A 25,101-nucleotide genomic window follows, 5' to 3' on the forward strand; every position below is an offset into this window, starting at 1 on the left:
CGGCGGAATCCCCCACGACGTATCCCTTCCCCCGGTCCCGCACGACCGCCGGAACCCCCCGATCCCGCTGATTCCGCCACACTAGCCGTTCACCGGGGCATCCCGCCGCGTCTTGCGCGGCGTCGCACTTTGGCAATTCCCCGCCGGGCCGCGCGATATCCGCACTATCGTCTGAACTCCCGTACCAACGGGGAGTGTTGTGCGGGTTTCGGTGACGCTGGGGGGCATGTCATGACACATCGCGTCGGCACCCATCGGGTCGGCTATGCACCGGGGGTCTACGACCTCTTCCACGTCGGGCACCTCAACATCCTTCGGCACGCCCGCAGTCAGTGCGACTACCTCGTGGCCGGGGTCGTCTCCGACGAGATGGCGCGCCTCGCCAAGGGCCGCGACCCCGTGGTCCCCCTCGTCGAACGCCTGGAGATCGTCCGCAGCGTGCGCTTCGTCGACGCGGCCTTCGTCGAGACCGTGCCGGACAAGGTCGAGACATGGCACCAGGTGCGCTTCGACGTGATCTTCAAGGGCGACGACTGGCGCGGCACCGACAAGGGCCGCAAGCTCGAACGGGACTTCGCCGCGGTCGGCGTCGAGGTCGTGTACTTCCCGTACACCGTGCACACGTCGAGCACCCAGTTACGCCGCGCGCTCGACGTCCTGGCGGTCACCGCACCGCCCGAAGCTCTCTGAACCACTTCCCCAGGAAGCCCGCGAGGAAGAGGGCGTGCACCCCGAAGAGGACCAAGTAGGCCCAGCGGAAGGCGGTTTGGCTGCCCAGCAGCAGGAACACGGCGCAGAACACGCCGTAGTCGACCGGCAGCAGCGCGACCGCCCGCCACCGCGCGGGCGCCGCGGCCGGGGCCGCCGGGTCCTTCGGGGTGAGCTTGTCCTTGAGCAGGCCGCCGCAGAAGATCACGACAGCGGCGAGCTGGAAGCCCAGCGGCAGGAGCAGCCAGGCGTCGCCCGGCAGGGCGAAGTGCCGGTAGAAGGTGATGAGTACGGCCGCGTGCACGCCGGTGATCTTCGCCGCGTCCACCACATGGTCCAGCCACTCCCCCGCAGGCCCGCCCTTCCCCAGCAGCCGGGCGAGCTGCCCGTCGGCGGAGTCGAGGGCGAACCCGACCACGAGCGCCGCGTACACCCCGGCCGCGAGCCCCCACGACGGCGCGCACGCGGCGAGCGCCGCGATGCCGCCGTAGCTGAACGCCGCGCTGACCAGGGTGACCTGGTTGGGCGTCAGCTTTATCCGGTACGCCCCCGCCGCGAACACCCGCCCCACCGGCCGGTTCACGTACCGCGAATAGAGCGAGACGCCTTTGGCGGTCTTCTGCGCGGCCCTCAACCGGCGTAAAGCCGCGCCGAACCGCCGCGGTCCCGCTGCCGCGGGCTCCCACTCACCCTCCGTGGCCGCCATGTGACTCCCCCTCTCCCCGGGAGGAGGTTACGCGCACGCCTCCGGCTCAGTCGACCCACGCCACGACGGCGAGGCCGCGCCGGGCGGCGCCTTCGTAGAACTCCCGCAACGCGCGGAAGTGCGCGGCCAACTCCTCGGGCCCCGCATGCGCGGGGGCCGCCGCGAGGGCGGCGTCCAGGTCGAAGCGGGCGAGTGCGGCGGCGAGTGCGGTGACCTCGCCGGGCGCGAGGAGGCCGGGGGCTCTTTCGATCCGGTCGTAGAACGCGAGGTGGTCGAGGAACGGGACTTTTGCGGGGTCGCCTTCGATGCTGTGCTCCAGGGTGGCGAGGTCCGCTGCGCGGTCGCCGGCTTGCCGGCACAGGGCGATGAGGTCCCAGATCGCCCAGTCCAGGTCGAGCGTGTCGCCTTCCGGCGGGGCCCACCCCGGATCGCCGTCCGGCGAGGCGAGTGCGGCGCGCCTGCACTCCTCCAGGTACTCGGTGCTCGCTCGGGCGAGCTGCTGCGTCACGGCCATGCTCGGCAGTTTCGCTCACGCTCTGGCCGGGCGACGCTCCGGGGTGCGTCTTGCGGTTCGCCGCGCGACCTTCCCTTGGCGGGGGCTGGTCGCGCAGTTCCTCGCGCCCCCGGTGTACCCGGCGGGGCATCGCGCACTCCGTGCGGTGGGTGGGGTCGGGTGCCGGCACGGGGCACCTCCTCGGAATGCGCGTCTGGCCTCATGCCGTAGGTGACGGCTCCTGCGTGCGCATTCCTGCGGGGGCACCCCGCACCGTCCCCCTCCCGGCGTCTCGTGGGCGGCTGCCTGCCGGTGGGGGTGAAGCGGGGGGCGGGGGCGGGGTGGGTGAGGGGAATCGTCCCCCATCGGTATCCCGTGAGCGGCTACCCGCGCCGAGGGGCGGGAGGAGGTGCGGGAGCGGGGCGGGCGGGGCGAATCGTCCCCTCACCCGTATCCCGCGAGCGGCTGTCCGCCGAGGGGCGGGAGGAGGTGGGACGGGAGTGGCCGGGGCCGCCGCAGCCTGGGGAGCAGGGAGCGCCCCCGTGCGGCGGCAGCCTCCCGTACGCCGGTGCGGCGCATCCGACGTCGGGGATGAGCCGCAGCCCCTCACACACTCGCCCCCACCGGCAGGCAGCCGCCCGCGAGACGCCGGGAGGGGGACGGTGCGGGGTGCCCCCGCAGGAATGCGCACGCAGGAGCCGTCACCTACGGCATGAGGCCAGACGCGCATTCCGAGGAGGTGCCCCGTGCCGGCACCCGACCCCACCCACCGCACGCAGCGCGCGATGCCCCGCCGGGTGACACCGGGGGCGCGAGGAACTGCGCGACCAGCCCCCACGCAGGGAAGATCGCGCGGCGAACCGCAAGACGCACCCCGGAGCGTCGCCCGGCCCCCCAAACAGCCCACACTCCGCCCCGCCGCGCGGATAAATCGGGTCATAACACTTAAGCTCGGCGCTGATGCCGATCACCCGCCGCACCCTCCTCCAGCTCAGCGCCACCGGCGCGCTCCTCACCGGCTGCTCGCCCGCCGGCGAGGCACCCGCCGGCGAGGCGCCCGCCGCGGCGCGCCCCGCCGCACCCTCAGCCCCGACCGGGGCAGCCGGGGCAACCCCCGAGCCCCAACCAGAGCTTCCCGACCAGATCGAGCACGGCCCCCGCACCCGCCCCCAGCTCGCCCTGACCTTCCACGGTCAGGGCACCCCCGCGGAGGCGGAAGCCGTGCTCGGCGCCGTGGAGAAGGGCGGCGCGCGGGTCACCGTGCTGGCGGTCGGGACGTGGCTGGACGCGTATCCGGAGCTCGCCGCCCGCGTGCTGAGCGGCAAGCACGAGCTGGGCAACCACACGCAGACGCACGGGGACATCGGCGCCATGGACGAGGCCGCGGCCTCCGCGGAGATCACGGAGTGCGCGGCGCGGCTGCGGCGGCTGACCGGGAGCCAGGGGCGGTGGTTCCGGCCGTCGCAGGCTCGGCTGACGACGCCGCAGGTGGTCGCGCTGGCCCGGCGGGCGGGCTATCCGCACGTGCTGTCGTACGACGTGGACACCCTCGACTACACCGATCCCGGCCCCGCGGCGATCCGCGCGGCCGTCGCCGAGCAGGCCGGTCCGGGCTCGGTGGTCTCGCTGCACCTCGGGCACGCGGGCACGGTCGCCGCGCTGCCCGGCATCCTCGCCGACCTGCACCGCCGCGGCCTGCGCGCGGTCACGACCTCGGAGCTCCTGCCGTGAAGCGCCGCAAAGAACTCACCGCCACCGCCCTGCTCGCCCTCACCGCCCTGCTCGCCGCGGGCTGCGGCGACCGCGGCGACCGCTCGCTCGCGCCCTCGCCCGCGTCGGCGGCCGTCGCCGCCCAGGCCGCGGCCGCCGCGGCGGCGGCGAAGGCGCAGCAGCTGGAGGCCAAGGCCCACCCGGGTCTGCCCGGGATGCCGCCGCTCATCAGCCAGAACGACGTGTACGCCGCCGACCGGCCGAACAACCTCTCCCCGGTCGTGCGGAACATGCCGAGCCTCGTCTACGTCCCGAACACCGAGTCGAACACGGTGTCCGTCATCGACCCGAAGACGTACAAGGTCGTCCGTACGATCCCGGTCGGGGCGCAGCCGCAGCACGTCGTGCCGTCGTGGGATCTGAGGACGCTGTGGGTCAACAACGACCTCGGCAACAGCCTGACCCCGATCGACCCGGCGACCGGCAAGGTGGGCGCGCCCGTCGCCGTGCACGACCCGTACAACCTGTACTTCACGCCGGACGGCAAGTACGCCGTCGTGATGGCGTCGCTCGACCGGCAGCTCGTCTTCCGGGACGCGCACACGATGGCGGTCGTCAAGACCGTCCCGGTGAGCTGCTACGGCGTGAACCACGCCGACTTCTCCCCGGACGGCCGCTACTTCATCGTCTCGTGCGAGTTCTCCGGCGAGCTGCTGAAGGTGGACACCGCGGCGATGAAGGTGGTGGCGCAGCAGAAGATCCCGTACTCCGGCTCGATGCCGCAGGACGTGAAGATCTCGCCGGACGGCCGGACGTGGTACATCGCGGACATGGCCGCGAACGGCGTGTGGACGATGGACGGCGACACCTTCTCCACGCCGAAGCTGCTGCCGACCGGCGCGGGCGCGCACGGCCTCTACGTCTCGCGCGACTCGCGCTTCCTCTACATCTCCAACCGCGGCGAGGGCTCGGTCTCCCTCCTGGACTTCGCGACCGGCAAGCTCACGGCGAAGTGGCACATCGACGGCGGCGGCTCCCCCGACATGGGCGGCGTCTCGGCGGACGGCAAGGTCCTGTGGCTGACGGGCCGCTACAACGCCGAGGTCTACGCCCTCGACACGGCGACGGGCCGCACCCTGGCGAAGATCCCCGTCGGCTCCGGCCCCCACGGCCTCGCCGTCTACCCCCAGCCGGGCCGCTACAGCCTCGGCCACACCGGCATCTTCCGCTGACGCAGGCGGCAGAAATCCGCGCTTGACCTGGTGCGCGCTCCAGGTCCGAGCATGGCGGGCATGAACACGAAAGCACCGCACATCGTTCTCGGCACCATGGACTTCGGCACCCGCGTCTCCCCCGACGACTCCTTCCGCATCCTCGACGCCTTCGTCGACGGCGGCGGGGTCTGGCTCGACACCGCCAACTGCTACACCTTCTGGGCCGATCCCAGCGGGGTGGGCGGGGCGAGCGAGCGCGTCATCGGGGCGTGGCTGCGGGCCCGGCCGGGGGTGAGGGAGCAGGTCAGGATCGCCACGAAGGTGCGGCAGAATCCGCTCGTCCCGCACGTGTGGCCGGAGAGCGCGGAGGGGCTGTCCGCCGAGGCGATACGCGGCGGGTTCGCGGAGAGCCTGGAGCGGCTGGGGATCGGCCACGTCGATCTGCTGTGGGCGCACGCCGAGGACCGCGCCGTGCCGCTCGCCGAGACGGTCGGGGCCTTCGGGCAGCTGGTCACGCGGGGCGCGGTCGGCAGGGTCGGGGCGGCGAACCACGCGTCCTGGCGGGTCGAGCGCGGGCGGGCGCTGGCCCGCGCGCAGGGCGTCGAGCCGTGGACGGCGCTGCAGCTGCGGCATTCGCTCGTGCTGCCGCGGCCGCTCACGCCCGTCGCCGAGGGCGGGCACCGGATGCTCGTCCCCGACGATCTGGATCTCGCGCGGGCCGAGGAACTGGACGTGTGGTCGTACAGCTCGCTGCTGTGGGGGGCGTACGTACGGGCCGACAAGGCGCTGCCGGATACGTATGATCACCCCGGTACGGCGCGGGTGCTCGCGGTGCTGGCGGAGGTCGCCGGGGAGCTGGGGGTGACCGCGAACCAGGTCGTCCTGGCGTGGCTGATGCGGCAGGGCATCGACCCGATCGTGGGCGTGAGCCGCGTGGAGCAGGTGCAAGAGGCGCTCGCCGCGCTCCCGGTACGGCTCGGCGACGCGCACATGGAGCGCTTCGCGGCGGCGCGCTGAACGAGTGAGCGACGGAGGACCCCATGACCGCTACGGCGACCCTCACCCCGGCCGCCGCCGTCGACCGCACCGGCGTGTCGCTGGACACCCTGCGCTATTACGAGCGCGAGGGCCTCATCGGGCCGATCGGGCGGACCGCGGGCGGGCGGCGCGCGTACACCGAGGACGACGTCTTCTGGATCGGCCTGGTCACGTGCTTCCGCGAGGCCGGGCTCGGCATCGCGGACGTGCGGGCCTTCGTCGCGATCCTGCGGGCCGAGCACACGCCCGAGGACCGCGTCGCCTTCCTGCGCGGGCGGCGCGCCGAACTGGAGCAGCGGGTGGCGGCGCTGCGCCGGGCCATCGGCGTCCTCGACGACAAGATCGGCTACTACGGGCGGGCGGCCTCCACCGGCGCCCCCTGATCCAGTGCCCGCGCCAGGCACTCCGCCGCCGCGGCGCGCGGCCCGCTGCCCTGGGTGTGCCGTACCGGGTGCACGGTGTTGGCCAGCAGGACCAGGAAGGCCCCGGAGCCCTGGTCCAGCACGATGCTGGTGCCCGTGAAGCCGGTGTGGCCGATCGCCCCGCGCTCGGCGAGGGAGCCCATGAACCACGGGCGGGCCGTCTCGAAGCCGAGGGCGGGGTGCAGCGGGAGGGCGCCGGTGAGCAGGGCGTGGGCGAAGAGGGCGAGGTCCCAGGCGGTGGAGAAGAGCCCGGCGTGGCCCGCGACGCCGTCCATGGCGTAGGCGTTCTCGTCGTGGACGGCGCCGTGCACCATGCCGCGGTCGAGCTTGCCCCACGGGCGGCGCTGGTCCTCGGTCGCGGCGATCCGCGGGCGCCGGTCGGCGGGCGGGGCGAAGCGGGTGGAGGTCATGCCGAGCGGGGTGGTGATGCCGTCGGCGACCAGCCGCTCCAGCGGGCGCCCGGTGACGTGCTCCAGCAGTGCCTGGGTGAGCAGCAGATTCAGGTCGGAGTACGTGCGCTGCTCGCCGGGCGGCGTCAGCGGCCGCTCGGCGGCGAGCCGGGCGGCGCGGGCGGCGGCGTCGGGCAGCTCGTACAGGGGCAGCTCGGGGCGCAGGCCGGAGGTGTGGGTGAGCAGGTGCCGCAGCGTGGTGCGCGGGTCGGCCACGAGGCCGGGGGCGTACGCCGTGAGCGGGCGCTCGGGGTCGAGGACGCCTGCCTCGATCTGCTGGACGGCCGCGGTTGCGGTGAAGAGCTTGGTGAGCGAGGCGAGGTCGAAGACGGTGTCCGGCCGCATGGGGACGCGCTCGGCCGCGGGCAGCTCGACCCCGCGGCCGGTGTGCTCGTCGTATCCGCGGTAGCGCACCGCCCAGCCGACGGCCTCGTGCAGCGCGACGACGTCCCCGCGCCCGGCGAGCACCACGGCCCCCGCGCACCACGGGTGCCCCTCGGCCGGGCCGGTCGCGTACGCCGCCCCACCCGGTGGTTCCGCGCCGGGCGAGGGAGCGGGCGGCTCCAGGACGGACGTCAGGCCCGGGACGATCCGGGCGATCTCGGCGGCGTCGAGGCCCGCCTCAGGGCAGGTACCTCTCGACAGCGGCGGCGCCATGTTCCTCCAGCTCTCTGCGGGCCTTCTCGATGCGTTCCGGGGTGCACTCCCGGCCCGAGGCCATGACCAGGTCCTCCGGGTCGACGGGGGATTCGGACCCCGTCCTCAGCGAGCTGTCGGCTGTCTTGAACGCCCAGGTGCGTTCGTCCGGATCAGACATCGCTTCCTCCGTACGGGCTCGACGTCTACGGTCCCTCCACGGTACGTCGCCCTGGCACACAGAGCCCGACAAAAGCCGCACAGGCGATGAGTGTGCAGGTCACGATGGTGATCGCCATGGGCACCGCGGTCCCGTCCCCGGCGACGGAGGCGAGCGGCGAGACGAGCGCGCCGACCAGGAAGGACGACGTGCCGATGAGCGCCGAGGCCGCGCCCGCGTTCCGCTTGGTCAGCAGCAGCGCCTGGGTGTTCGTCGAGGGCATCACCAGGCCCATCGAGGCCATCATCACGAACAGCGCCGTGGCGATCTCGAAGAGCGAGGCCCGGCCGAAGACGCCGCAGGTGAGGAGCAGCAGCAGGGTGCCCGCCGCGGTGATGAGCAGCAGCCCGACCGCGAGCACGCGGTCCAGGTCGACCCGGCCGACCAGCACCTTGCCGTTGAGCTGGCCGACGGCGACCAGGCCGACGGAGTTCACGCCGAAGAGCAGGCTGAAGGTCTGCGGCGAGGCGCCGTAGATGTCCTGCACGACGAAGGACGACGCGGACACGTACGTGAAGAGCGCCGCGAAGGCGAAGCTGCCCGCGAGGACGTAGCCGCTGAAGGCGCGGTCGGCGAGCAGGCCGCGGAAGGCCCCGAAGGTGCCGCGCAGCTCGCCGGAGTGGCGCTGCTCGGGCGGCAGGGTCTCGCCGAGCGAGCGCCAGACCACGGCGGTGAGGGCCACGCCGATGACGGTGCAGACGACGAAGACGCCGCGCCAGTCGGTCAGCCGCAGGATCTGGCCGCCGATGACGGGGGCGACGATCGGGGCGACACCGGAGATCAGCATGAGGGTGGAGAAGAAGCGGGCCATCTCCACGCCGTCGTAGAGGTCGCGGACGATCGCCCGGGAGATGACGATGCCCGCGGCGCCCGCGAGGCCCTGCACCAGCCGGAAGCCGACGAGCAGCGGCGCGCTGGTCGCGAGGGCGCAGACGGCGGTGGCGGCGACGTAGACGACCATGCCGATCAGCAGCGGGCGGCGGCGGCCGAAGCGGTCGCTGAGCGGGCCGACGAGCAGCTGGCCGAGGGCCATGCCCGCCAGGCACGCGGTGAGGGTGAACTGCACGGTGGAGGCGGTGCTGTGCAGGGCGTCGGTGACCTGGGGCAGCGCGGGCAGGTACATGTCCATGGACAGCGGCGGCAGCGCGGTGAGGCCGCCGAGGACCAGGGTGACGAGCAGGCCGACATGGGCCTGCCGCCGGGCGTGCGGGGTGAGGGAGGGGGCGGGGAGGGGGACGGGGGTGGTGGCCTGCGCGGCGGGTCTCGGCCCGGCGTCGTGCACGGGGGCACTCTCCATGGGAGGTGAAGAAGGGGGAGCGGATCAAGTGGTTGAAACGTTGCCTATTCTTTCAGTGATCGGGGACCGCGAGACCAGGTTTTCTGGGGCATGGAGGAGTGACGTGGACCGCACTATCCGCTGGGGCGTGCTGGCGACCGGCGGCATCGCCGCGACGTTCACCGAGGCGCTGGCCACCGTGCCCGGCGCCGAGGTGGTCGCGGTGGGCTCGCGCAGTCTGGAGAGCGCCGAGAAATTCGCCGAGCGGTTCGGCATACCGCGCGCGTACGGCAGCTGGGCGGAGCTGGCGGCGGACGACGGCGTGGACGTCGTCTACGTCGCGACCCCGCACTCGGCGCACCGGGAGGCCGCCGGGCTGTGCCTGGAGGCGGGCCGGGCGGTGCTGTGCGAGAAGGCGCTGACGATCAACACCCGCGAGGCGCAGGAGCTGGTGGAGATCGCCGAGGAGCGCGGGCTGTTCCTCATGGAGGCCATGTGGACGTACTGCAACCCGCTGGTACGGCACCTCGCGGCGGCCGTCGCGGACGGCGTGATCGGTGACGTCCGGGCGATCCACGCGGACTTCGGCTTCCACGGCGACTTCCCGCCCACCCACCGGATGCGCGACCCGGAGCAGGGCGGCGGCGCGCTGCTGGACCTCGGCGTCTACCCGGTCTCCTTCGCGCACCTGCTGCTCGGCGAGCCGGACAGCGTCGACGCCTGGGCGCATCTGACGCCCGAGCGCGTCGACGACACCACGGGGGTGCTGCTCGGCTGGAACAGCGGCGCGGTCGCCACCTTGACCTGCACCTTCACCGCGGACACCGGTGCGCCCGCGACGATCAGCGGCAGCGGCGGCCGGATCGAGATCCCCGAGGGCTTCTTCAACCCCGAGCGCTACGTCGTGCACCGCCAGGGCGAGACCCCGCACACGGTGACCTTCGCGGACGTCACGGACGACGGCCTGGAGCGCGGCACGATGCGCTACGAGGCCATCGAGGTCGGCCGCTGCCTGCGCGAGGGCCTGACCGAGTCCCCGCTGGTGCCGCTCGCGGGCTCGCTCGCGGTGATGCGCACGATGGACGCGGTGCGCGAGCGTACGGGCGTGCGCTACCCGGGCGTCGACTGACACGTCCGTACGGGCAGGGCGCGGGGCCGGTCAGGCGGCTCCGTGGCCTTCCGCGACCGCGGCGATGCGGTCGGCGAGGTCGAAGTCCTTGGCCGTGAGCCGACCGCCCGCCGCGTGCGTGGTGATCTCGACGCGCAGCGTGTCGTAGCCGAGCGTGAGGTCGGAATGGTGGTTCAGCTCGGCCTGGATACCGGCGATGTGCAGCGCGAAGATCGCGGCGGGCAGGTGGTCGAGCCGGTACGTCCGGCGCAGCGTCCGGCCGTCCTCGCTCAGCTCCCAGCCGGGCAGCCGCCCCAGCCTGGCGTCGATCTCCTGGGCGTCCAGCGCCTCCGCGTACGGCATGCCGGGTCTCCCTCCGCCGCTGTGGTCCGTGCCCTCATCGTCCCACCGCGGCGCCGCGCCGTCCCGCCGGAGCGCCGCCCGCGGACTCCTCCGGCGGGGCCGGGGCCTTGGGCGCCCACGGGGTGAAGGTCACCGGCAGCGCGGCGAGCGCGCGGAAGAACGGGCCGGGGCGGCGGCGCAGCTCCTCGGTCGGCACGGTCTGCTCCATGTCGCACAGCCTGCTGGTCAGCTCCTCGATCGCGGTGATCGCGATGAGCAGCGCGGGCTGCCGGGCCGGGCAGCTGTGCGGGCCCGCGCCCCACGCGAGGTGGGCGCTCTCGCTCGCGCCCCACGGGTCGGTCGTCGCGCCGCCGGGCCGCGAGGAGGTGTTGGCGGCGGCGTAGGAGACCAGGACGAGCTGGCCCGCGCGCAGCCCGACGCCGTGGAAGGTCGTGTCGTAGCGCACGTAGTAGCCGGTGGAGGTGGCCTGCGGCGGGTTGCGCCACAGCACCTCGTTGATCGCCTCGTGCGCGGTCATGGCGCCCGCGTAGACGGAGCGGTCGTAGCGCGGGTCGGCGATCATGTGCTGGAGGGTGTTGGCGATGAGGTTCGCCGTCAGCTCGTAGCCGCTGCCGAAGGCGACGGCGATCTGCCGTACGGTCTCGGCGTCGTCCAGCTCCGCGGGGTGCTGGAGGAGGTACGAGGTCAGGTCGCGGCGCGGGCGGGCGCGGCGGTCGGCGACCAGGTCGCGGATGGCGCCGGTGAGGTCCTCGTGCGCGGCGTGCGCGTTCTCGCCCAGGTCGAACATGGTGCTGTGGGTGCGGGCGAGCCGTTCGCCCTCCTCGTAGGGCAGCCCGAACCACTGGCTGAAGACCCGCAGCGGGATCTGCAGGGCGTAGTCGGCGACGAGGTCGGCCCGGCCCGTTCCGGCGAAGCGGCCGATGAGGTCGGCGGCGGCGTCGGAGACCTGCCGCTGGAGCAGGTGCGGGCCGATCAGGGCGAGGCTGTCGCCGATGACCTTGCGGTAGCGGGCGTGGGTCTCGCCGTCGGCGAAGGTCACCGCGGGGCGGTAGGCGAGCACCGAGCGCACCGGCGAGTCGGCCGGGACGGTGTCGGGCCAGGGCCGCGGGTCCTTGCTGAAGGTGTGGGTGTCGCGCAGCACGTCGAGCGCGGTCTCGTAGTCGGTGGCCAGCACCGCCTCCACGCCGGGCGCGATCTCCACCCGGGCGAGCGGTCCGGCCTGGCGCAGGGCGGCGTAGACGCGCTCGGGGTCGGCGGCGAAGTCCTCGCCGTACAGCGCGGGCAGGGGGCGGGCGGTCATGACGCGTCCTCGTCGTTCTGGTCGTCGTCGTCCGGCAGCCGGTTCAGCACGTGCTCGCCGAGCGCGACGAGGGTGCCGATGCTGTCGCGGCGGTTGCGGGCGTCGCACTGCACGAGCGGGGTGCCGGGGGCCAGGTCGAGGTGGCGGCGCAGCGTCTCGTCGGAGTGCGCGGGCGCGCCGGGGAAGCGGTTGACGGCCACCGCGTAGGGCAGGCCCTGCTCCTCGACCATGTCCATCACCGGGAAGGAGTCGGCGAGCCGCCGGGTGTCGGCCATCACGAGGGCGCCGAGCGCGCCGCGGGCGATGTCCTGCCACAGCGGGAAGAACCGTTCCTGCCCGGGGGTGCCGAAGAGGTAGAGCACCAGGTCGCCGGGCACGGTGAGGCGCCCGAAGTCGACGGCCACGGTGGTCGTGGTCTTCTCCGGCAGGCCGTGGAGGTCGTCGTGGCCCACGCTGGAGCGGGTCATGACCTCCTCGGTGTGCAGGGTGGGGATCTCCGACAGGGTGCGGATCAAGGTCGTCTTGCCGACGCCGAAGGGGCCGGTGACGATCAGCTTCATCAGGGTCTGCCCGGTCGCGGGCAGATAGCGGACCTGGCCCGGCCCCTGGGCCGGCCGCGGTTCGGCGACCGGCGGGGTCGCCGTGTCAGGGGAGGGCACGGAGTCCAACGAGCAGCCTCTCGATGAGCGTTCGGTCGATCTCCTCGGCCTTGGGGACCGGGGACCGGGCGAGCAGGTGGCCGCCGCCGACCAGATCGGCGGCCAGGAAGATCGTGGCGCTGACCGGCAGCCCCAGATGGGCCGCGCATTCCACCACCGTCAGCGCGCCCGGCCGCAGCAGCGTCCACAGCCTGCGGTGCTCCGGGCCGAAGTCCGGTTCCGGTGGCGGCTGGTCGGTGGCGACCAGCAGCGTGAGCCGGTCGAAGTCGGCCATGCCGCGCGGGCGTTCGCGTCCTCCGGTGGCCAGGTACGCGGGTATCAGGCGGCGCCCCCGTCCGCCGGGCGGCCCGCCGTCGGGCGAGGCCGCCGCTCCTGAAGTGCCGGGCCGGCCGGGTGTCATGGCCGGCCGGCTGCGTCCGGCTCGCGGGCGGGTGCGGCCATCGCCCGTGCGAGGGCGGCCACCTGCACCTGCATCTGGTAGGCGATGTTGCCCAACTGGGTGTCGGGCGCGGCGAAGACGGCCAGCGAGGTGTTCTGCCCGGCGGGCACGACGATCGCGAAACCGAGGTCGGACTCCACCACGGTCTGGGCGAGCTGCGGCGACTCCTGGTCGGTGAAGGCGGTGGTGAAGGCGCGCGCCGAGGCGTGCAGGGTGGCGGTCATCGCGGCCACCCGCTCCGCGGCGGCCCGGTCCAGGCTGGGTGAGGACCCTTCCAGCAGGCCGTCGCCGGTGGCGATCAACGCGTGCTGGACACCCGGCAGTTCGAGCAGCGGGTCCAGTACCCAGGCCAGGTCCTGTGCCAGGGGTCGGCGGGTGGTCATGAGGTGTGCTCTCCTTGCTCGTCACCGGTGACGGCGGATCCGGCCGCGGCGGTCCTGCCGCTGCGGGTGCCGTCCTGCAGTGCGCCCCACAGCGCGCCTGCCTGCTCGGGTGTGCGTGCCGCGGGCACCGGCTCGGCCGCCGGGACCGGCGCGACCGGGCGGGCGGCGGCGGTCTTGGGGCTGCGGCGGCGGCGCGAGGGCAGCGGCGTCGCCTCGGTCACCGGGGTGTCCTCCTGCGGGCTCCCGGGCCGCCGCGCCGGCGCCGCCGTCTCGGCGGGCGCGGGCACCAGCACCGAGAGCGTGTGCTCGTCGTCCAGTACGGTCAGCAGCTCGGCGGGCACCCGCAGCATCGCGCGGATACCGCCGTACGGCGAGGACTCGATGTGCACGGAGAAGCCGTACTGCCGCACCAGCCTCCCGATGACCGCGAAGCCGGCCTGCGGCGGGTTGCCGAGTTCGGTGAGCAGCAGCGTCTCCGGCCCGTCGAGCAGCCGCCGGGCGTGCGCGAGGGTCTCGCCGTCCATGCCGATGCCGCCGTCGTCGACCACCACGAGCGCGCCGCGCCCGCCGCTCTGCTGGATCGTGACGGGCACGGCGGTGTCCGGGTGGGAGTACGAGGTGGCGTTTGCCAGCAGCTCGGCCACCGCGATGGCGAGCGGCTCGGCGGCCCGGGCGACGACCGCGAGGCGCTGCTCGCGCAGATGGTTGGCCATCTTGATCCGCGCGTATCCGGCCACCCGGGACTGCGCGCCCATCACGACCTCGGCGAGCGGCGAGTCGCTGCGGGCCAGGCCCGGCCACGCCTCGCAGAGCACCGCGGTGGCCTGGATGCGGCGCAGCGCCAGCTCGTTGCGGAAGTCCAGCTCCAGCAGCCGCGGGTCGTCCAGCTCGTGCTGGAGGTCGTGCAGCACGCTCTGCGTCTGGTAGAGCAGCGACTGCACCTTGGCGGTGGCGCCGCGCATCGCCGCGCGGGCGGCGGCGTCGACCCGGTCCCGCTCGCCGGCCGCGGCGTCGGCGGACGCCGAGAGCACGTCCCGCATCGCCTTGGCCAGCTGGGCGTTGGCCTCCTGCGGGTGCAGCAGGCCGGGCACGGGGGCGTGTTCGTGGGTGAGCGCGAGGACGGCGGCCGGGATGCGGTCCGCGGCCAGGAAGCGCAGCTCCTCGATGGCGATCCGGAGCTGTTCCTCGGCGTTCTTCGCGCGCACCTCCGCCGTCTGCACGGTGGTGCGCGCCATGCGGACGAGTTGGGCGTCCCGCACATGTCTGAGGCCGGACCAGATGCCGCCGACGATGGCCAGCAGCAGAACGATGACGAAAGCAACGAGCACGACGCGATCCCACCCCGCAACAGTCTTGGAGCGTGATTATGCCGTTGCGAGATCGCGCCACAAGGTTTGGCGGCAAAATTCGTTCCAGATTCGCGCACTTCCGAAAGTCTGACAGCGTGTACGGACAGAACGGACAGCCAACGGCCGGTGACGCACTGTTGGTTGCGGTGGACATCCGGTGCGGATACGCGCGTTCACCTGCGATATCCGTGGTGGCCGTGGGCCTGACGGTACATCAGTGCGCGGTGAGCCCGAGGGGGTCGTCGAGCAGCGGCGCGAAGGCGAGTTCGGCGGCGCCGACGAGCGGGGCGCGGTAGCCGAGCGCGGAGCGGCGCAGCGCGTAGGGGGCCCGTGCGTGGGAGAGGCCGGTGATGGCGCCGTAGTGCGCGATGCGTTCGGCTGTGGCCTCGTGGATGTCCTGCAACCCGCCGCCGAAGATGACCAGTTGGGGGCTGAGCACGACCGCGAGGTTGCCGAGCCCGATCGCGAGCCAGCGGGCCGCCTCGTCCAGGGCGCGCGCCGCGGGCTCGTCACCGGCCTTGGCGGCCTCGACGACACCGGTCAGCGAGTGGTCGGGCGGCACGGGCAGCCCGGCGGCCGCGATGATGACGTCGGTGCCGATCTCGGTCTCCCAGCAGCCGCGCGCGCCGCACCGGCAGCGGTTGCCGTCCGGGTTGACGATCATGTGGCCGATCTCCCCGGCGTACCCGCCCTGGCCGGGCACGGGCTGCCCGCCGCAGAACAGGCCGCCGCCGACGCCGACGTTCGCCGAGAGGTAGACGAAGTCGCGGTAGCCGCGGGCCGCGCCGCGGGCGTGCTCGCCGAGCGCGCCGAGGTCGGCGTCGTTGCCGACCGCGACCGGCAGCCGGTCCCACGGCGGCGCGAGCCGCTCGGTGAGCACCGCGGCGAGCGGCTCGTCGGTCCAGGCGAGGTTCGGCGCGAAGCGCACGAGCCCGTCCGCGCGGCGCACCAGGCCCGGTACGGCGATGCCGATGCCCGTGACGGTGCCGCCCGCGGACGCGGGGGTGCCCAGCGACTCGACGAGGCCGGTGAGCCGGGCGACCGTGCGGTCGAAGGTGACCGGCTCGTCCGCCTCGGGCATCAGCGTGCGCCGCTCCAGCACCTTGCCGCCCAGGCCCACCCGCTCGACCCGGATGCGCTCCACGCCGACCTCCAGCGCGATGGCCTGGGCGCGCTCGGGCACGGGCAGCACGAGCGGCGAGGGGCGCCCGGCGGAGGGGTGGGTGCGCGGGGTCTCCTCGCGCACCAGCCCGGCGTCGGTGAGGGCGGCGACGACCGCGCCGGTGGTGCTGCGGTTGACGCCCGTGACCCGGGTCAGCTCGGAGCGCGACACGCCCTCCGACAGATGGACGTGCCGCAGCATCTGCCCGAGGTTGTGCTGCCGCACCTCCGTCTGCGGCGCCCCCTGCGCCCCCGGACTCTGCCCTGCGGACATGGCGGCCTCCTCGTGCGGTCACTCCATGGAACGGGGTCCCGGCAGCGGGGGCCCGGCGAACTCGGCCCAGGCGAGAGTGCCGGCAGGGCCGAGGAGCCGGCCGTGCGACTGGGCCAGCGCCTCGACCAGGGCGAGTCCGCGTCCGCCCATGTCCGGGTCGCGCTCCAGCGGCACCCCGCAGGGGCCGCCGTCGGCGACCTCGACGCGCACGATGCCGCACGGCAGCCGGGAGAGGTGCAGGCATACGGCGGGCAGCGCGTGGTTGAGGGCGTTGGTGACGAGCTCGGAGACGACCAGCACCACGTCGTCCGCGGTCCCGGCGGGCACCTGCCAGCGTTCCAGCAGGCCCTCGGCGCTGCGCCGCGCCTGCCGTCCGGCCTCCGGGCGGTGCGGCAGCGGCAGGCACCCGGCGACATGGTGCGGCCCGCTGTCCTGCGGGCCCGCGAACCACGGGGTGCGCGGCTGGTCCCGGTCGGCCCGCTGCGGCTGCCGCGGCGGGTGGAAGACCGGGAGAGCTGAATCGGGGCTGAGGATGCGCATGTCGTTTACCTGGGCGTCGGAGGAGGTCCGCCTGCCGTACGGCCGGTGGGACCGGGGATGACGCGCCTCGCGTCGGAGCCGGACCGGGCCGCCGCGCAGGGGACGGGCACGCGTACGCGTGGACGTGGTGACGGGCGGGGGTGCGGCACGGGCCGCGGGTTTCCGGTTTCCGGGACTACTCCGGATTTCCGGACCGGTGCGCGGACTCCGCGCCGGCCCCACGGCCTATTTGTTGTCGATCACCACAATACGACGATTTGCGAGAAAGACACCCCCCTGACTGCCGGAATTTCCGGACATGCGGTGTCATGGCCGTCGACTCCGACATCGCAGCAGGTCAGGGGGGTGGTCAAGGGGCGGAGAAGTCCGCGGGTCAGCCGGTGAAGGAATAGCGGGGAGTGGTCACCTGATAGGTCTGCGTGACGGGCTGGTAGTCGAAGAAGTAACTGAGGGTGTGCCCCGCGGGCACGGTGACGGGCACTTCCCAGCGCCCGGTGGAGCTGTTGTACGTGGCCATGTAATTGAGCTGGCTTCCGCCGTCCAGGGCGTAGTGGACGGCGACGAAGGTCTCGGCGGTGCCGTTCGGCCGGAACCAGACGGTGTCCTGGCCGCCGCTGCCGGTCGCCACGCCCTGCGTGTAGTCGCCGGAGGCGGGCGGGGTGGTGGGGGGCGTGGTGGGCGGGGTCGTGGGCGGCGTCGTCGGGGGCGTGGTGGTGCCGCCCGTGGTGCCGCCGGTGGTGCTGCCGCCCGTGGTGGTCCCGGAGCAGGTGCCGGTGGCGCCGCCGACGAAGACGCACTTGCGCAGCTCGTTCAGGAACGCGTCCCGGACGGTGGCGTTCGCCTGGATCCGGGCGTCACCCCAGTAGCCGTTCGCGCACCCGGCGCCGCCCGCCGAGGCGCCGTCCGCGCACTGCCAGCCGGTCTGCGCGTCCCAGTCGGTGTTGATGTACGCCGCGACGCGCACGACGTCGCTGTTCTGCTCGATCCAGTTCCAGTACCCGGCGTACCACTCGCTCAGCACGGTGGCCGCGCTCGTGGACTGCGGGCTCTTCTTCATGATGCAGCTCTTGGTCGGGCCCGAGGTGGTGTAGCCCTGCGGGGAGGCCTCGGCGACCATGACCGGCTTGGCGTGCGAGCGGGCGAAGTCCAGGACGCGGTTCTGCAGCGTGACGGGGTTGACGTCGTAGCTGCTGCATCCCCACTGGGTGGCCAGGGAGCCGGCGTTGTAGAAGTCCGACAGGCCCACGTAGTCCACGTAGGCGTCGCCCGGGTACCACGGGTCGAGGTGGGCCGGGTCGGTGACCGTGTAGCCGTATTCGGGGTGGTCGGGCGAGGAGTTGAGCGGCCAGGCGGCGGACTGCCAGACGGTGGCGACCTTGGTGGCGCCGAGCGCGTCGATGCGGCCCTTGATGTACTGGAAGGCCTGCTTGTAGAAGTCGGCGTTGTAGCAGTTCCAGGGGCCGTCGAACTCGTAGCCGATGCGCAGGAAGACCGCACGGTTCCAGGTCTTGAACTGGTTGATCATGCGGTCGATGTCGCCGCGGTACTGCTGGGTGAGCTGCGGGGTGATGTCCGCGTCCGTGCGGCCGATGATGGCGCGCAGCGGCTGGTTGCCGCAGCCCGCGGTGGCGTCGGAGAGGTAGAGGCCGACGGCGAGGGCGGCGCCCGGGTACTGCGACATCGTCGTGGCGAAGTCGACCGTGCCGCTGCCCCAGTTGGCGGGCGAGAACATCCCGGCGAGCGGTGCGGGGGTGCCGCCCTCGACGAGGTTGGTGTAGAGCGTGACACCGCCCGGCGCCGGGGCGTTGAGAGCGGAGTTGCCCAGGACCTGGGTCTTGTAGTCCGACAGGGTGTCGGAGTCCTGGCCCATGACGGGCAGGATCTTGCCGTCCGCGGGCAGGTTGCGTGCCGTCAGCCCGGCCGCGGCGGCGGTGGAGCTGCCCGCGGTCAGGCCCGCGGCGAGCAGGGCGAGGGTGGCGGCCATCGCGGCGGCCGCCGATGCGAGGGCGGTACGACGTCTCACTGCGGACTCTCCTTGGTGGGGGGTGATGCCCGAAGGGGGTGGTAGTCGAGGGGGTGCCGCCCGAAACTACCCGCCGGAAGAGCAGAAACTATCTCAGTGTTTCCGGCCCCTCCGATGCGGAACCGTAGGAGTCCGCGGCCGCCGCGTCAATGGATCGGACGGGATCACTCCCCTCGGAAGCCCCGCACGCGCCCCGGACAGCACGAAGCCCCCGCCCGCGGCGTGCGCCGGGCGGGGGCTTTCGCAGGGGTACGGCTCAGCCGTTGCGCGGCGCGGCGGTGCTCTCGCGTTCGACGAGCGCGGTGGCCAGCTCGGCGCGGCGCATGTCGCCGGGCAGCACGTTGTCGACGCCCTGCAGGACGATGCGCGCGGCCATCGCCGCCATGTCGCTGAGCGGCTGGCGCACCGTGGTCAGCGGCGGCGAGGCCCAGGCCGCGACCGGCAGGTCGTCGAAGCCGACGATGCTGATGTCCGGCCCGACCTGGAGCCCGGCCCGCCGCACGGCGTCGTACGCGCCCAGCGCCTGGAGGTCGCTGCTGGCGAAGATCGCGGTGGGCGGCTCGGCCAGGGCCAGCAGCTGCCGGGCGCCGGAGAATCCGGTCCCGTGGTGGAAGTCGCCGCGCACCTCCAGCGCCGGGTCGACGCCGAGCCCGGCGCCTTCGAGGGCGGCGCGGTAGCCGTCCAGCCGGGCGCGGGCGCTGAGGACGTCCTCGGGCCCGGTGATGATGCCGATCCGGCGGTGGCCGAGGGACAGCAGGTGCTGCGTGGCGGCCAGGCCGCCGTGCCAGTTGGTGGCGCCGACGGAGGGGATCGTGGGGTCGGGGTGCCCGATCGGGTCGACGACGACCAGCGGGATCCCCAGCTCCTCGACCTTGCGCCACTGCGCGGGCGCGAGCGCGGTGACCGCGAGGATGACGCCGTCGCTGCCGCGCTTGATGAGGTTGTCGAGCCAGCGCCGGGTGTCGGCGGAGCGCCCGTGCACGGCGGTGACGACGAGGCCGCTGTCGTGCTGGGCGGTGGTCTCCTCGATGCCGCGCACGACCTCGACCGACCACGGGCTGTCGAGTTCGTTGATGACCAGGTCGATGAGGCCCACGGTGCGCAGCGGGCGGCTGCGCCGGCGCAGGTAGTTGTGCCCGGACAGCAGCGCCTCGACCTTGCGCCGGGTCGTGTCGGCGACGTGCGCGTGGCCGTTGAGGACCTTGGACACCGTGGCCACGGAGACCCCGGCCTCCTCCGCGATGTCCGCGATCGTCACGCGCGGGGCGCGGGCGGCCTGCCCCGACGCGGTCTGTCCTGACGCCCGCGTGCCGTCCTGTGCCACCTGGGTCACCTCACTGCTAGTCGTCGCGGGCAGCCTATGGGACGGCCCGGGCCTTCCTGCTCGATCCCGCCCGTTGCGGCGGTACGCGGTGGGGTCCGGCTGCCGTGACCGCACTGTGACCCGGTCTCGCGTTGACGCCGAACGCCGGAAACTCTACCTTCCTGCGAAGCGGAAACTATCGTAACTTTCGGCAAGTAGGGCTGCAATGTTTCAGCCCGAGGAGCGTGTTCGATGATGAAGAGTGCTCTGACCCGCAGGACCCTCACCGCCCTGTGCGCGGTGACGGCACTGGCCACGACAGCCACGGCGTGCGGCAGCGACGGCCCCGGGTCGGCGGGCGGCGGGGGCGGCAAGGTCACGGTGTGGACCCTCCAGGACACCGCGTTCAACCCCGTGCAGAAGAAGTCCGTCGACGCCTACAACAAGGCGTCCAAGGACACCCGGGCGTCGATGCAGACCTTCGTCAACGACCCCTACAAGCAGAAGCTCCAGACCGCGCTCGGCTCCCCCAACGCCCCCGACGTCTTCCTCAACTGGGGCGGCGGCAACCTCTCCACGTACGTCAAGGCGGGCAGCGTCGCCGACCTCAGCGCCGACCTCGACGCGACGTTCAAGGCGAAGTTCCTGCCCAGCGTGCTCGCGGGCGGCACCATCGACGGCAAGGTCTACGGCGTCCCGATGGAGGGCGTGCAGCCCGTCGCGCTCTTCTACAACAAGGACGTCTTCGCCAAGGCCGGTATCACCGCGCCGCCCGCGACCTGGCAGGACCTGCTCACCGACGTCGACAAGATGAAGGCGAAGAAGGTCACCCCCATCGCGCTGGCCGGCTCGCAGGCCTGGACCGAGCTGATGTGGATGGAGTACCTGCTCGACCGGGTCGGCGGCCCCGAGGTCTTCGCCGCGATCCAGGCGGGCAAGCCCGGCGCGTGGGACGACCCGGCCGTCGCGACGGCGCTGGGCATGATCAAGGACCTCGTCGCGCGCGGCGCCTTCGGCACCAACTACGGCTCGGTCAACCAGGACGCGGGCGGCGCCGACGCGCTGCTGTCGCGCGGCCGGGCCGGCATGGAGCTGATGGGCTCGTGGGAGTACGCGGGCCAGCTCGCCACCGCCCCGAAGTTCGTCAAGGACAACAAGCTCGGCTGGACGTCCTTCCCGACCGTGCCGAACGGCAAGGGCGACCCGAAGAACATCGTCGGCAACCCCTCCAACTTCTTCTCCGTCTCGGCCACCTCGAAGGACAGGACCGGCGCGGTGGACTTCATCAAGAAGACCGTCACCGAGCCGAACTACGTCGCCGACCTGCTGTCCATCGGCCAGGTCCCGGCGGTCGCGGGCATCGACGCCCAGATCAAGAGCAGCCCCAACGCCGACTACACGAGCTTCATCTACGGACTCGTCGCGGGCGCCCCGTCCTTCACCCAGTCCTGGGACCAGGCGCTCGACCCGGCCACCGCGCAGAAGATGCTGACGAACCTGCAGAAGGTCTTCAACAAGCAGTCCACGCCCGAGCAGTTCGTCTCCGCGATGGACGCCAAGTGAGCGTCGCGATGCCGCGCGCGACCCCGCGCGCGTCCTCCCGCAGGAGCGACGGACGGCCCGGTGCCCTCTGGGCCGTCCCCGCCCTGCTCTACTTCGCGCTCTTCGCCGTCGTGCCGATGGCCCTGGTGGTGGCGCTGAGCTTCACCACCTGGAGCGGCCTCGGCAGCCCGCACTGGGCGGGCGGGGCGAACTGGAGCCGGCTGCTGCACGACCCCCAACTCGGCCAGTCGCTGCGGCTGTCGCTCGCGCTGACCGTCGTCACCTGGGCGGTGCAGACCCTCATCTGCCTGCCGCTGGGCGTGTGGTGCGCGGGTCCGCAGCGCTCCCGCGCGGTGCTGAGCACGCTGTTCTTCGTGCCGCTGCTGATGTCCAGCGCGGCCGTGGCACTGCTCTTCAGCGCGCTGCTCGACCCCAACTTCGGCCTGGCGCACACCGTCGGGCCGTGGATCGGCGTCGACGACGGCAACTTCATCGGCGACCCGAACAAGGCGCTGTGGACGGTCATGGCCGTCATCACCTGGCAGTTCGTGCCCTTCCACACCCTGCTCTACCAGGCCGCCGCCCGCCAGGTCCCGGGCCAGCTCTACGAGGCCGCGACGATCGACGGGGCGGGCCGCTGGCGGCAGTTCTTCTCCATCACGCTGCCGCAGCTGCGCAACACCGTCGTCACGTCCTCGGTGCTGATCCTCGTCGGCTCGCTGACGTACTTCGACATCGTGCTGATCCTCACCAACGGCGGTCCGGGCACGTCCACCCGCATCCTGCCGCTGCACATGTACCTGACCGGCTTCAGCAGCTTCGACATGGGCTACGCGAGCGTGCTCGCCGTGCTGCTGCTCGTCGCCGGCACCACCTTGTCCCTGCTGGTCGTCCGCGTCACCGGCTTCCGGCGTATGGCCAGCGAGCGGGAGGGCCTGTGAGCACCACCGACATCCTCACCCGTGAGCGCGACGGCGGCCGCACCGCGGCCGCCCCGGGCCCGCGGCCGTCGAAGAGGCAGCGCCCCCGCCGCCCCTTCCGCCGCCCCGACTGGGCCGGCGGTTTGGCCGCGGCCGTGTGGCTGGTCATCGTCGCCGTGCCGCTCTACTACGTGGTGGCCTCCTCACTGCGCGACCGCAGCGACTACCTGGACGCCGGGCCGCTGACGCTGCCGCACCACGTCGTCTTCTCCAACTACCGCACGGTGCTGGACTCCGGCTTCGCCACCTACCTGTGGAACAGCATCCTGGTCACGGTCGCCACCGTCGCCCTGGTGCTGCTCCTCGCGCTGCCCGCCGCGTACGCGATCGTCCGCAGCCGCAGCCGCTTCGTGTCGGTGGGCTTCTCCGTCATGCTGATGGGCCTGGCGATCCCGGCGCAGGCCACGATCGTGCCGGTGTACCTCATCATCACCCGGCTGCACGTCTACGACACCCTGCTCGCGATCATCCTGCCGACGGCTGCGTTCTCGCTGCCCATGGCGATCCTGGTGCTCACCTCGACCATGCGGGACATCCCCGGCGAGCTGTACGAGGCGATGACGATGGACGGCGCCGCCGCGACGCAGACGCTGCGGTCGCTGGTGCTGCCGCTGACCCGGCCGGGGCTCGTCACGGTCGGCATCTACACCGCGCTCGGCGCCTGGAACGGCTTCATCTTCCCGCTGGTCCTCACCCAGAGCGACGCGCGGCGCACCGTGACCCTTGGCCTGTGGAACTACCAGGGCCAGCAGGGCGGGGTGAACGTCCCGGCGACGATGGCCGCCGTGCTGCTGTCGCTGCTGCCGCTGCTCGCCGCGTACCTCTTCGGCCGCCGCCACCTGCTCAGCGGGCTCACCGCGGGCTTCGGCAAGTAGCCGCGCCCGCAGCGGACTTCGTACGGGCCCGGCTCGGCGCCGGGCCCGCGCGGCAGGTCCGCACCCGCCCACCGCGGCAGGTCCGCACCTCTCGCCGCGGGAGGTCCGCACCCCTCGCACTTCCGAAAGGCATCCATGACCACCGGAGCCACCACCTCGCCGGTCCGCCCGGCGGCCGGGGAGGGCGACGGCGCCGCCGTCATCGCCAACCCCGTGCTGACCGGTTTCCACCCCGACCCCTCCATCCTGCGGGTCGGCGACGACTACTACCTCGCCACGTCCACGTTCGAGTGGTATCCGGGCGTGCGCGTCCACCACTCGCGCGACCTCGTCCACTGGCGCCCGCTGCCCGGCGTGCTCGACGAGCGGCGGCTGCTGGACCTGTCCGGCGTGCCCGACTCCGGCGGCGTGTGGGCACCCTGCCTGTCGTACGCGCACGGGCTCTTCCACCTCGTCTTCACCCGCGTCGACAACCACCACGGCGGCTGGTGGGACGCGCAGAACTACGTCGTCACCGCGCCCTCCGCCGAGGGCCCCTGGTCCGACCCGGTGCCCGTGCACGCGCGCGGCTTCGACCCGTCGCTCTTCCACGACCACTCCACCGGGGACGGCGCGGAGGACGGCCGCTGCTGGATGCTGTCGCTCACCGGCGACTGGCGCCCGGGGCGCAGCCCCTTCGCCGGGATCCAGGCCCAGGAGTGGGACTGCGCGGCCGGGCGGCTCACCGGCGAGGTGCACATGATCTTCGACGGCACCGAGGCCGGTGTCACCGAGGGCCCGCACATCTACCGGACCGGCGGCTGGTACTACCTGATGACCGCCGAGGGCGGCACGTCCTACGACCACCAGGTGACCGTCGCCCGCTCCCGCGACCTCCTCGGCCCGTACGAGCCCGACCCGGCCGGGCCGATGCTCACCGCGCGCGGCCGCCCCGACCTCGTCCTCCAGAAGGCGGGCCACGGCAGCCTGGTGGAGACGCCGGGCGGCGAGTGGTACCTCGCCCACCTCACCGGCCGCCCCGCGACCCCGCTCGGGCGCTGCGTGCTCGGCCGGGAGACCGCGCTCCAGCCGGTGGAGTGGAGTCCCGACGGCTGGCCCCGCGTCCCGGGCGGCGTCCCCGCCGAGCAGGTGCCCGCGCCCCGGCTGGCGCCACACCCGTGGCCGGCCGAGCCCGCGCGCGACGACTTCGACGGCGAGCGCCTCGGCCCGCACTGGGCCACCCTGCGCCGCCCGGCCACCTCGCAGTGGGCCGACCTCACCGCCCGCCCGTCCCATCTGCGGCTGTACGGCGGCCAGTCGCCGCGCGGCCTGCGCTCCCCGAGCCTCGTCGCCCGCCGCGCGGGCAGCACGCACTGCTCCCTGACGGCCTGCGTCGAGGCCTCCTCCCCCGCGGACGTCCGCCGCCTCGCGGGCGTCACGGCCTACTACGACAGCCGCAACTGGCATTACGCGTACGTCGGTTGCGACGACGCGGGCGTCACGGTCCTGGCGGTGCTGAGCTGCGACGACGGGGAGCGAGTCGTCGGGCCGCAACTGCCGCTGGGCAGCGGGCCGGTGGAGCTGCGCGTCACGCTGGAGCTGCCCGAGGCACGCTTCGACTACCGCCTGCCGGGCGGGAGCTGGACGCCGCTGGGGGCGCCGCTGGACGCGACGATCCTGTCCGACGAATACGCGGGCGAGAAGCAGGACACCGACGGGCGGGCCGCCAGCCCCGCCTTCACCGGCGCCTTCCTGGGCCTGTGGGTCCAGGACATCGGGGCGGACGGCGGATACGCGGACTTCGACTACGCGGAGTACCGCGAGCACTGAGCCGGGGGGGTTCCGGGGCGGTGGGGGGGGGGGGGGGGGGCCGGGGCCCCCCCCGGGGGGGGGGGGGGGGGGGGGGGGCGGCCCCCCCGGCCGCCCAGAGTTTAGGGCAGCCCGCGGGCGG

The 25,101-nt window shown here is 73.3% G+C and carries 25 protein-coding genes; 10 read left to right on the plus strand and 15 right to left on the minus strand.

Going from position 1 to position 25,101, the window contains the following annotated elements:
• The first annotated feature begins 231 nt into the window (after window positions 1–231).
• A complete protein-coding gene (locus tag ACH4SL_RS33675) occupies window positions 232–690 on the plus strand; it encodes an adenylyltransferase/cytidyltransferase family protein (protein ID WP_398453026.1) in 459 nt (152 codons plus the stop codon).
• Here the strand turns inward: ACH4SL_RS33675 and ACH4SL_RS33680 are convergent.
• Both ACH4SL_RS33680 and ACH4SL_RS33685 read right to left on the minus strand, forming a co-directional pair.
• The gene (locus tag ACH4SL_RS33680) at window positions 665–1,414 is read right to left on the minus strand and encodes a CDP-alcohol phosphatidyltransferase family protein (protein WP_398453028.1); all 750 of its coding nucleotides are present in this window, start codon (window positions 1,412–1,414) and stop codon (window positions 665–667) included. The genes ACH4SL_RS33675 and ACH4SL_RS33680 overlap by 26 nt on opposite strands.
• Before the next feature lie 46 nt (window positions 1,415–1,460).
• Complete coding sequence (locus tag ACH4SL_RS33685) at window positions 1,461–1,928, minus strand: DUF1877 domain-containing protein (protein ID WP_398453031.1); 468 nt, start codon at window positions 1,926–1,928, stop codon at window positions 1,461–1,463.
• A 939-nt stretch (window positions 1,929–2,867) separates the two neighbouring features.
• On the opposite strand from ACH4SL_RS33685, the gene ACH4SL_RS33690 reads away from it, so the two are divergent.
• The 4 genes from ACH4SL_RS33690 to ACH4SL_RS33705 are packed head-to-tail and all read left to right on the plus strand — an operon-like array spanning window position 2,868 to window position 6,252.
• The gene (locus ACH4SL_RS33690; RefSeq protein WP_398453032.1) at window positions 2,868–3,638 is read left to right on the plus strand and encodes a polysaccharide deacetylase family protein; all 771 of its coding nucleotides are present in this window, start codon (window positions 2,868–2,870) and stop codon (window positions 3,636–3,638) included.
• The gene (locus tag ACH4SL_RS33695; RefSeq protein WP_398453034.1) at window positions 3,635–4,849 is read left to right on the plus strand and encodes a hypothetical protein; all 1,215 of its coding nucleotides are present in this window, start codon (window positions 3,635–3,637) and stop codon (window positions 4,847–4,849) included. The genes ACH4SL_RS33690 and ACH4SL_RS33695 overlap by 4 nt, the downstream gene beginning before the upstream one ends.
• Window positions 4,850–4,909: 60 nt before the next feature.
• A complete protein-coding gene (locus ACH4SL_RS33700) occupies window positions 4,910–5,848 on the plus strand; it encodes an aldo/keto reductase (RefSeq protein ID WP_398453037.1) in 939 nt (312 codons plus the stop codon).
• Between the two features lie 23 nt (window positions 5,849–5,871).
• A complete protein-coding gene (locus ACH4SL_RS33705) occupies window positions 5,872–6,252 on the plus strand; it encodes a MerR family transcriptional regulator (RefSeq protein ID WP_398453040.1) in 381 nt (126 codons plus the stop codon).
• Here the strand turns inward: ACH4SL_RS33705 and ACH4SL_RS33710 are convergent.
• From ACH4SL_RS33710 to ACH4SL_RS33720, 3 genes are read right to left on the minus strand one after another with little or no spacing between them, the layout of a single operon-like run.
• Entirely contained in the window at window positions 6,219–7,397 is a 1,179-nt protein-coding gene (locus tag ACH4SL_RS33710; RefSeq protein ID WP_398453042.1) for a serine hydrolase domain-containing protein, read from the minus strand. The genes ACH4SL_RS33705 and ACH4SL_RS33710 overlap by 34 nt on opposite strands.
• Window positions 7,363–7,557: a hypothetical protein gene (locus tag ACH4SL_RS33715; protein ID WP_398453045.1), complete on the minus strand. Its 195-nt coding sequence runs from the start codon at window positions 7,555–7,557 to the stop codon at window positions 7,363–7,365. Before ACH4SL_RS33715 ends, ACH4SL_RS33710 begins: the two co-directional genes overlap by 35 nt.
• 25 nt (window positions 7,558–7,582) lie before the next feature.
• Window positions 7,583–8,893, minus strand: coding sequence for a multidrug effflux MFS transporter (locus tag ACH4SL_RS33720; protein WP_398453048.1), 1,311 nt, complete (start codon window positions 8,891–8,893; stop codon window positions 7,583–7,585).
• Window positions 8,894–8,996: 103 nt separating this feature from the next.
• Between ACH4SL_RS33720 and ACH4SL_RS33725 the strand changes: the two genes are divergently transcribed.
• Window positions 8,997–10,001, plus strand: a complete 1,005-nt coding sequence (locus ACH4SL_RS33725) for a Gfo/Idh/MocA family protein (protein ID WP_398453052.1) — start codon at window positions 8,997–8,999, stop codon at window positions 9,999–10,001.
• Between the two features lie 30 nt (window positions 10,002–10,031).
• On the opposite strand, the gene ACH4SL_RS33730 is transcribed toward ACH4SL_RS33725, so the two are convergent.
• The 10 genes from ACH4SL_RS33730 to ACH4SL_RS33775 all read right to left on the minus strand — a co-directional run bounded on the left by ACH4SL_RS33730 (window position 10,032) and on the right by ACH4SL_RS33775 (window position 19,795).
• Window positions 10,032–10,343 (minus strand): 4a-hydroxytetrahydrobiopterin dehydratase, encoded by a 312-nt coding sequence (locus ACH4SL_RS33730; protein ID WP_398453054.1) that lies wholly within the window; start codon window positions 10,341–10,343, stop codon window positions 10,032–10,034.
• A gap of 34 nt (window positions 10,344–10,377) precedes the next feature.
• Window positions 10,378–11,643 carry a cytochrome P450 gene (locus ACH4SL_RS33735; protein WP_398453056.1) on the minus strand — a complete coding sequence of 422 codons (1,266 nt, stop codon included), beginning with the start codon at window positions 11,641–11,643 and terminating at the stop codon, window positions 10,378–10,380.
• A complete protein-coding gene (locus tag ACH4SL_RS33740) occupies window positions 11,640–12,311 on the minus strand; it encodes a GTP-binding protein (RefSeq protein WP_398453059.1) in 672 nt (223 codons plus the stop codon). Before ACH4SL_RS33740 ends, ACH4SL_RS33735 begins: the two co-directional genes overlap by 4 nt.
• On the minus strand, window positions 12,289–12,702 hold the full coding sequence (locus ACH4SL_RS33745; protein ID WP_398453062.1) for a DUF742 domain-containing protein: 414 nt from the start codon (window positions 12,700–12,702) through the stop codon (window positions 12,289–12,291). The genes ACH4SL_RS33740 and ACH4SL_RS33745 overlap by 23 nt, the downstream gene beginning before the upstream one ends.
• Window positions 12,699–13,124: a roadblock/LC7 domain-containing protein gene (locus ACH4SL_RS33750; RefSeq protein WP_031523868.1), complete on the minus strand. Its 426-nt coding sequence runs from the start codon at window positions 13,122–13,124 to the stop codon at window positions 12,699–12,701. The genes ACH4SL_RS33745 and ACH4SL_RS33750 overlap by 4 nt, the downstream gene beginning before the upstream one ends.
• Window positions 13,121–14,452 (minus strand): ATP-binding protein, encoded by a 1,332-nt coding sequence (locus tag ACH4SL_RS33755; RefSeq protein WP_398453065.1) that lies wholly within the window; start codon window positions 14,450–14,452, stop codon window positions 13,121–13,123. The genes ACH4SL_RS33750 and ACH4SL_RS33755 overlap by 4 nt, the downstream gene beginning before the upstream one ends.
• A 235-nt stretch (window positions 14,453–14,687) precedes the next feature.
• Window positions 14,688–15,908 carry an ROK family protein gene (locus ACH4SL_RS33760; RefSeq protein ID WP_398453067.1) on the minus strand — a complete coding sequence of 407 codons (1,221 nt, stop codon included), beginning with the start codon at window positions 15,906–15,908 and terminating at the stop codon, window positions 14,688–14,690.
• An 18-nt stretch (window positions 15,909–15,926) separates the two neighbouring features.
• Window positions 15,927–16,448: an ATP-binding protein gene (locus ACH4SL_RS33765; protein WP_398453069.1), complete on the minus strand. Its 522-nt coding sequence runs from the start codon at window positions 16,446–16,448 to the stop codon at window positions 15,927–15,929.
• A gap of 373 nt (window positions 16,449–16,821) precedes the next feature.
• Entirely contained in the window at window positions 16,822–18,471 is a 1,650-nt protein-coding gene (locus ACH4SL_RS33770) for an endo-1,3-beta-xylanase (protein WP_398453072.1), read from the minus strand.
• A gap of 256 nt (window positions 18,472–18,727) precedes the next feature.
• Window positions 18,728–19,795: a LacI family DNA-binding transcriptional regulator gene (locus ACH4SL_RS33775; RefSeq protein ID WP_398453074.1), complete on the minus strand. Its 1,068-nt coding sequence runs from the start codon at window positions 19,793–19,795 to the stop codon at window positions 18,728–18,730.
• A 231-nt stretch (window positions 19,796–20,026) separates the two neighbouring features.
• Between ACH4SL_RS33775 and ACH4SL_RS33780 the strand changes: the two genes are divergently transcribed.
• The 4 genes from ACH4SL_RS33780 (at window position 20,027) to ACH4SL_RS33795 (ending at window position 24,980) form a co-directional block, all read left to right on the plus strand.
• Window positions 20,027–21,337, plus strand: coding sequence for an extracellular solute-binding protein (locus ACH4SL_RS33780; RefSeq protein ID WP_398453076.1), 1,311 nt, complete (start codon window positions 20,027–20,029; stop codon window positions 21,335–21,337).
• Between the two features lie 8 nt (window positions 21,338–21,345).
• Window positions 21,346–22,257: a carbohydrate ABC transporter permease gene (locus tag ACH4SL_RS33785; RefSeq protein WP_398453196.1), complete on the plus strand. Its 912-nt coding sequence runs from the start codon at window positions 21,346–21,348 to the stop codon at window positions 22,255–22,257.
• On the plus strand, window positions 22,254–23,171 hold the full coding sequence (locus tag ACH4SL_RS33790) for a carbohydrate ABC transporter permease (protein WP_398453080.1): 918 nt from the start codon (window positions 22,254–22,256) through the stop codon (window positions 23,169–23,171). Before ACH4SL_RS33785 ends, ACH4SL_RS33790 begins: the two co-directional genes overlap by 4 nt.
• Before the next feature lie 135 nt (window positions 23,172–23,306).
• Complete coding sequence (locus ACH4SL_RS33795) at window positions 23,307–24,980, plus strand: glycoside hydrolase family 43 protein (RefSeq protein WP_398453082.1); 1,674 nt, start codon at window positions 23,307–23,309, stop codon at window positions 24,978–24,980.
• Window positions 24,981–25,101 lie beyond the last annotated feature (121 nt).

This window comes from Streptomyces sp. NPDC021020, assembly GCF_044333285.1.
In the GTDB taxonomy this organism is placed as follows: Bacteria; Actinomycetota; Actinomycetes; order Streptomycetales; family Streptomycetaceae; genus Actinacidiphila.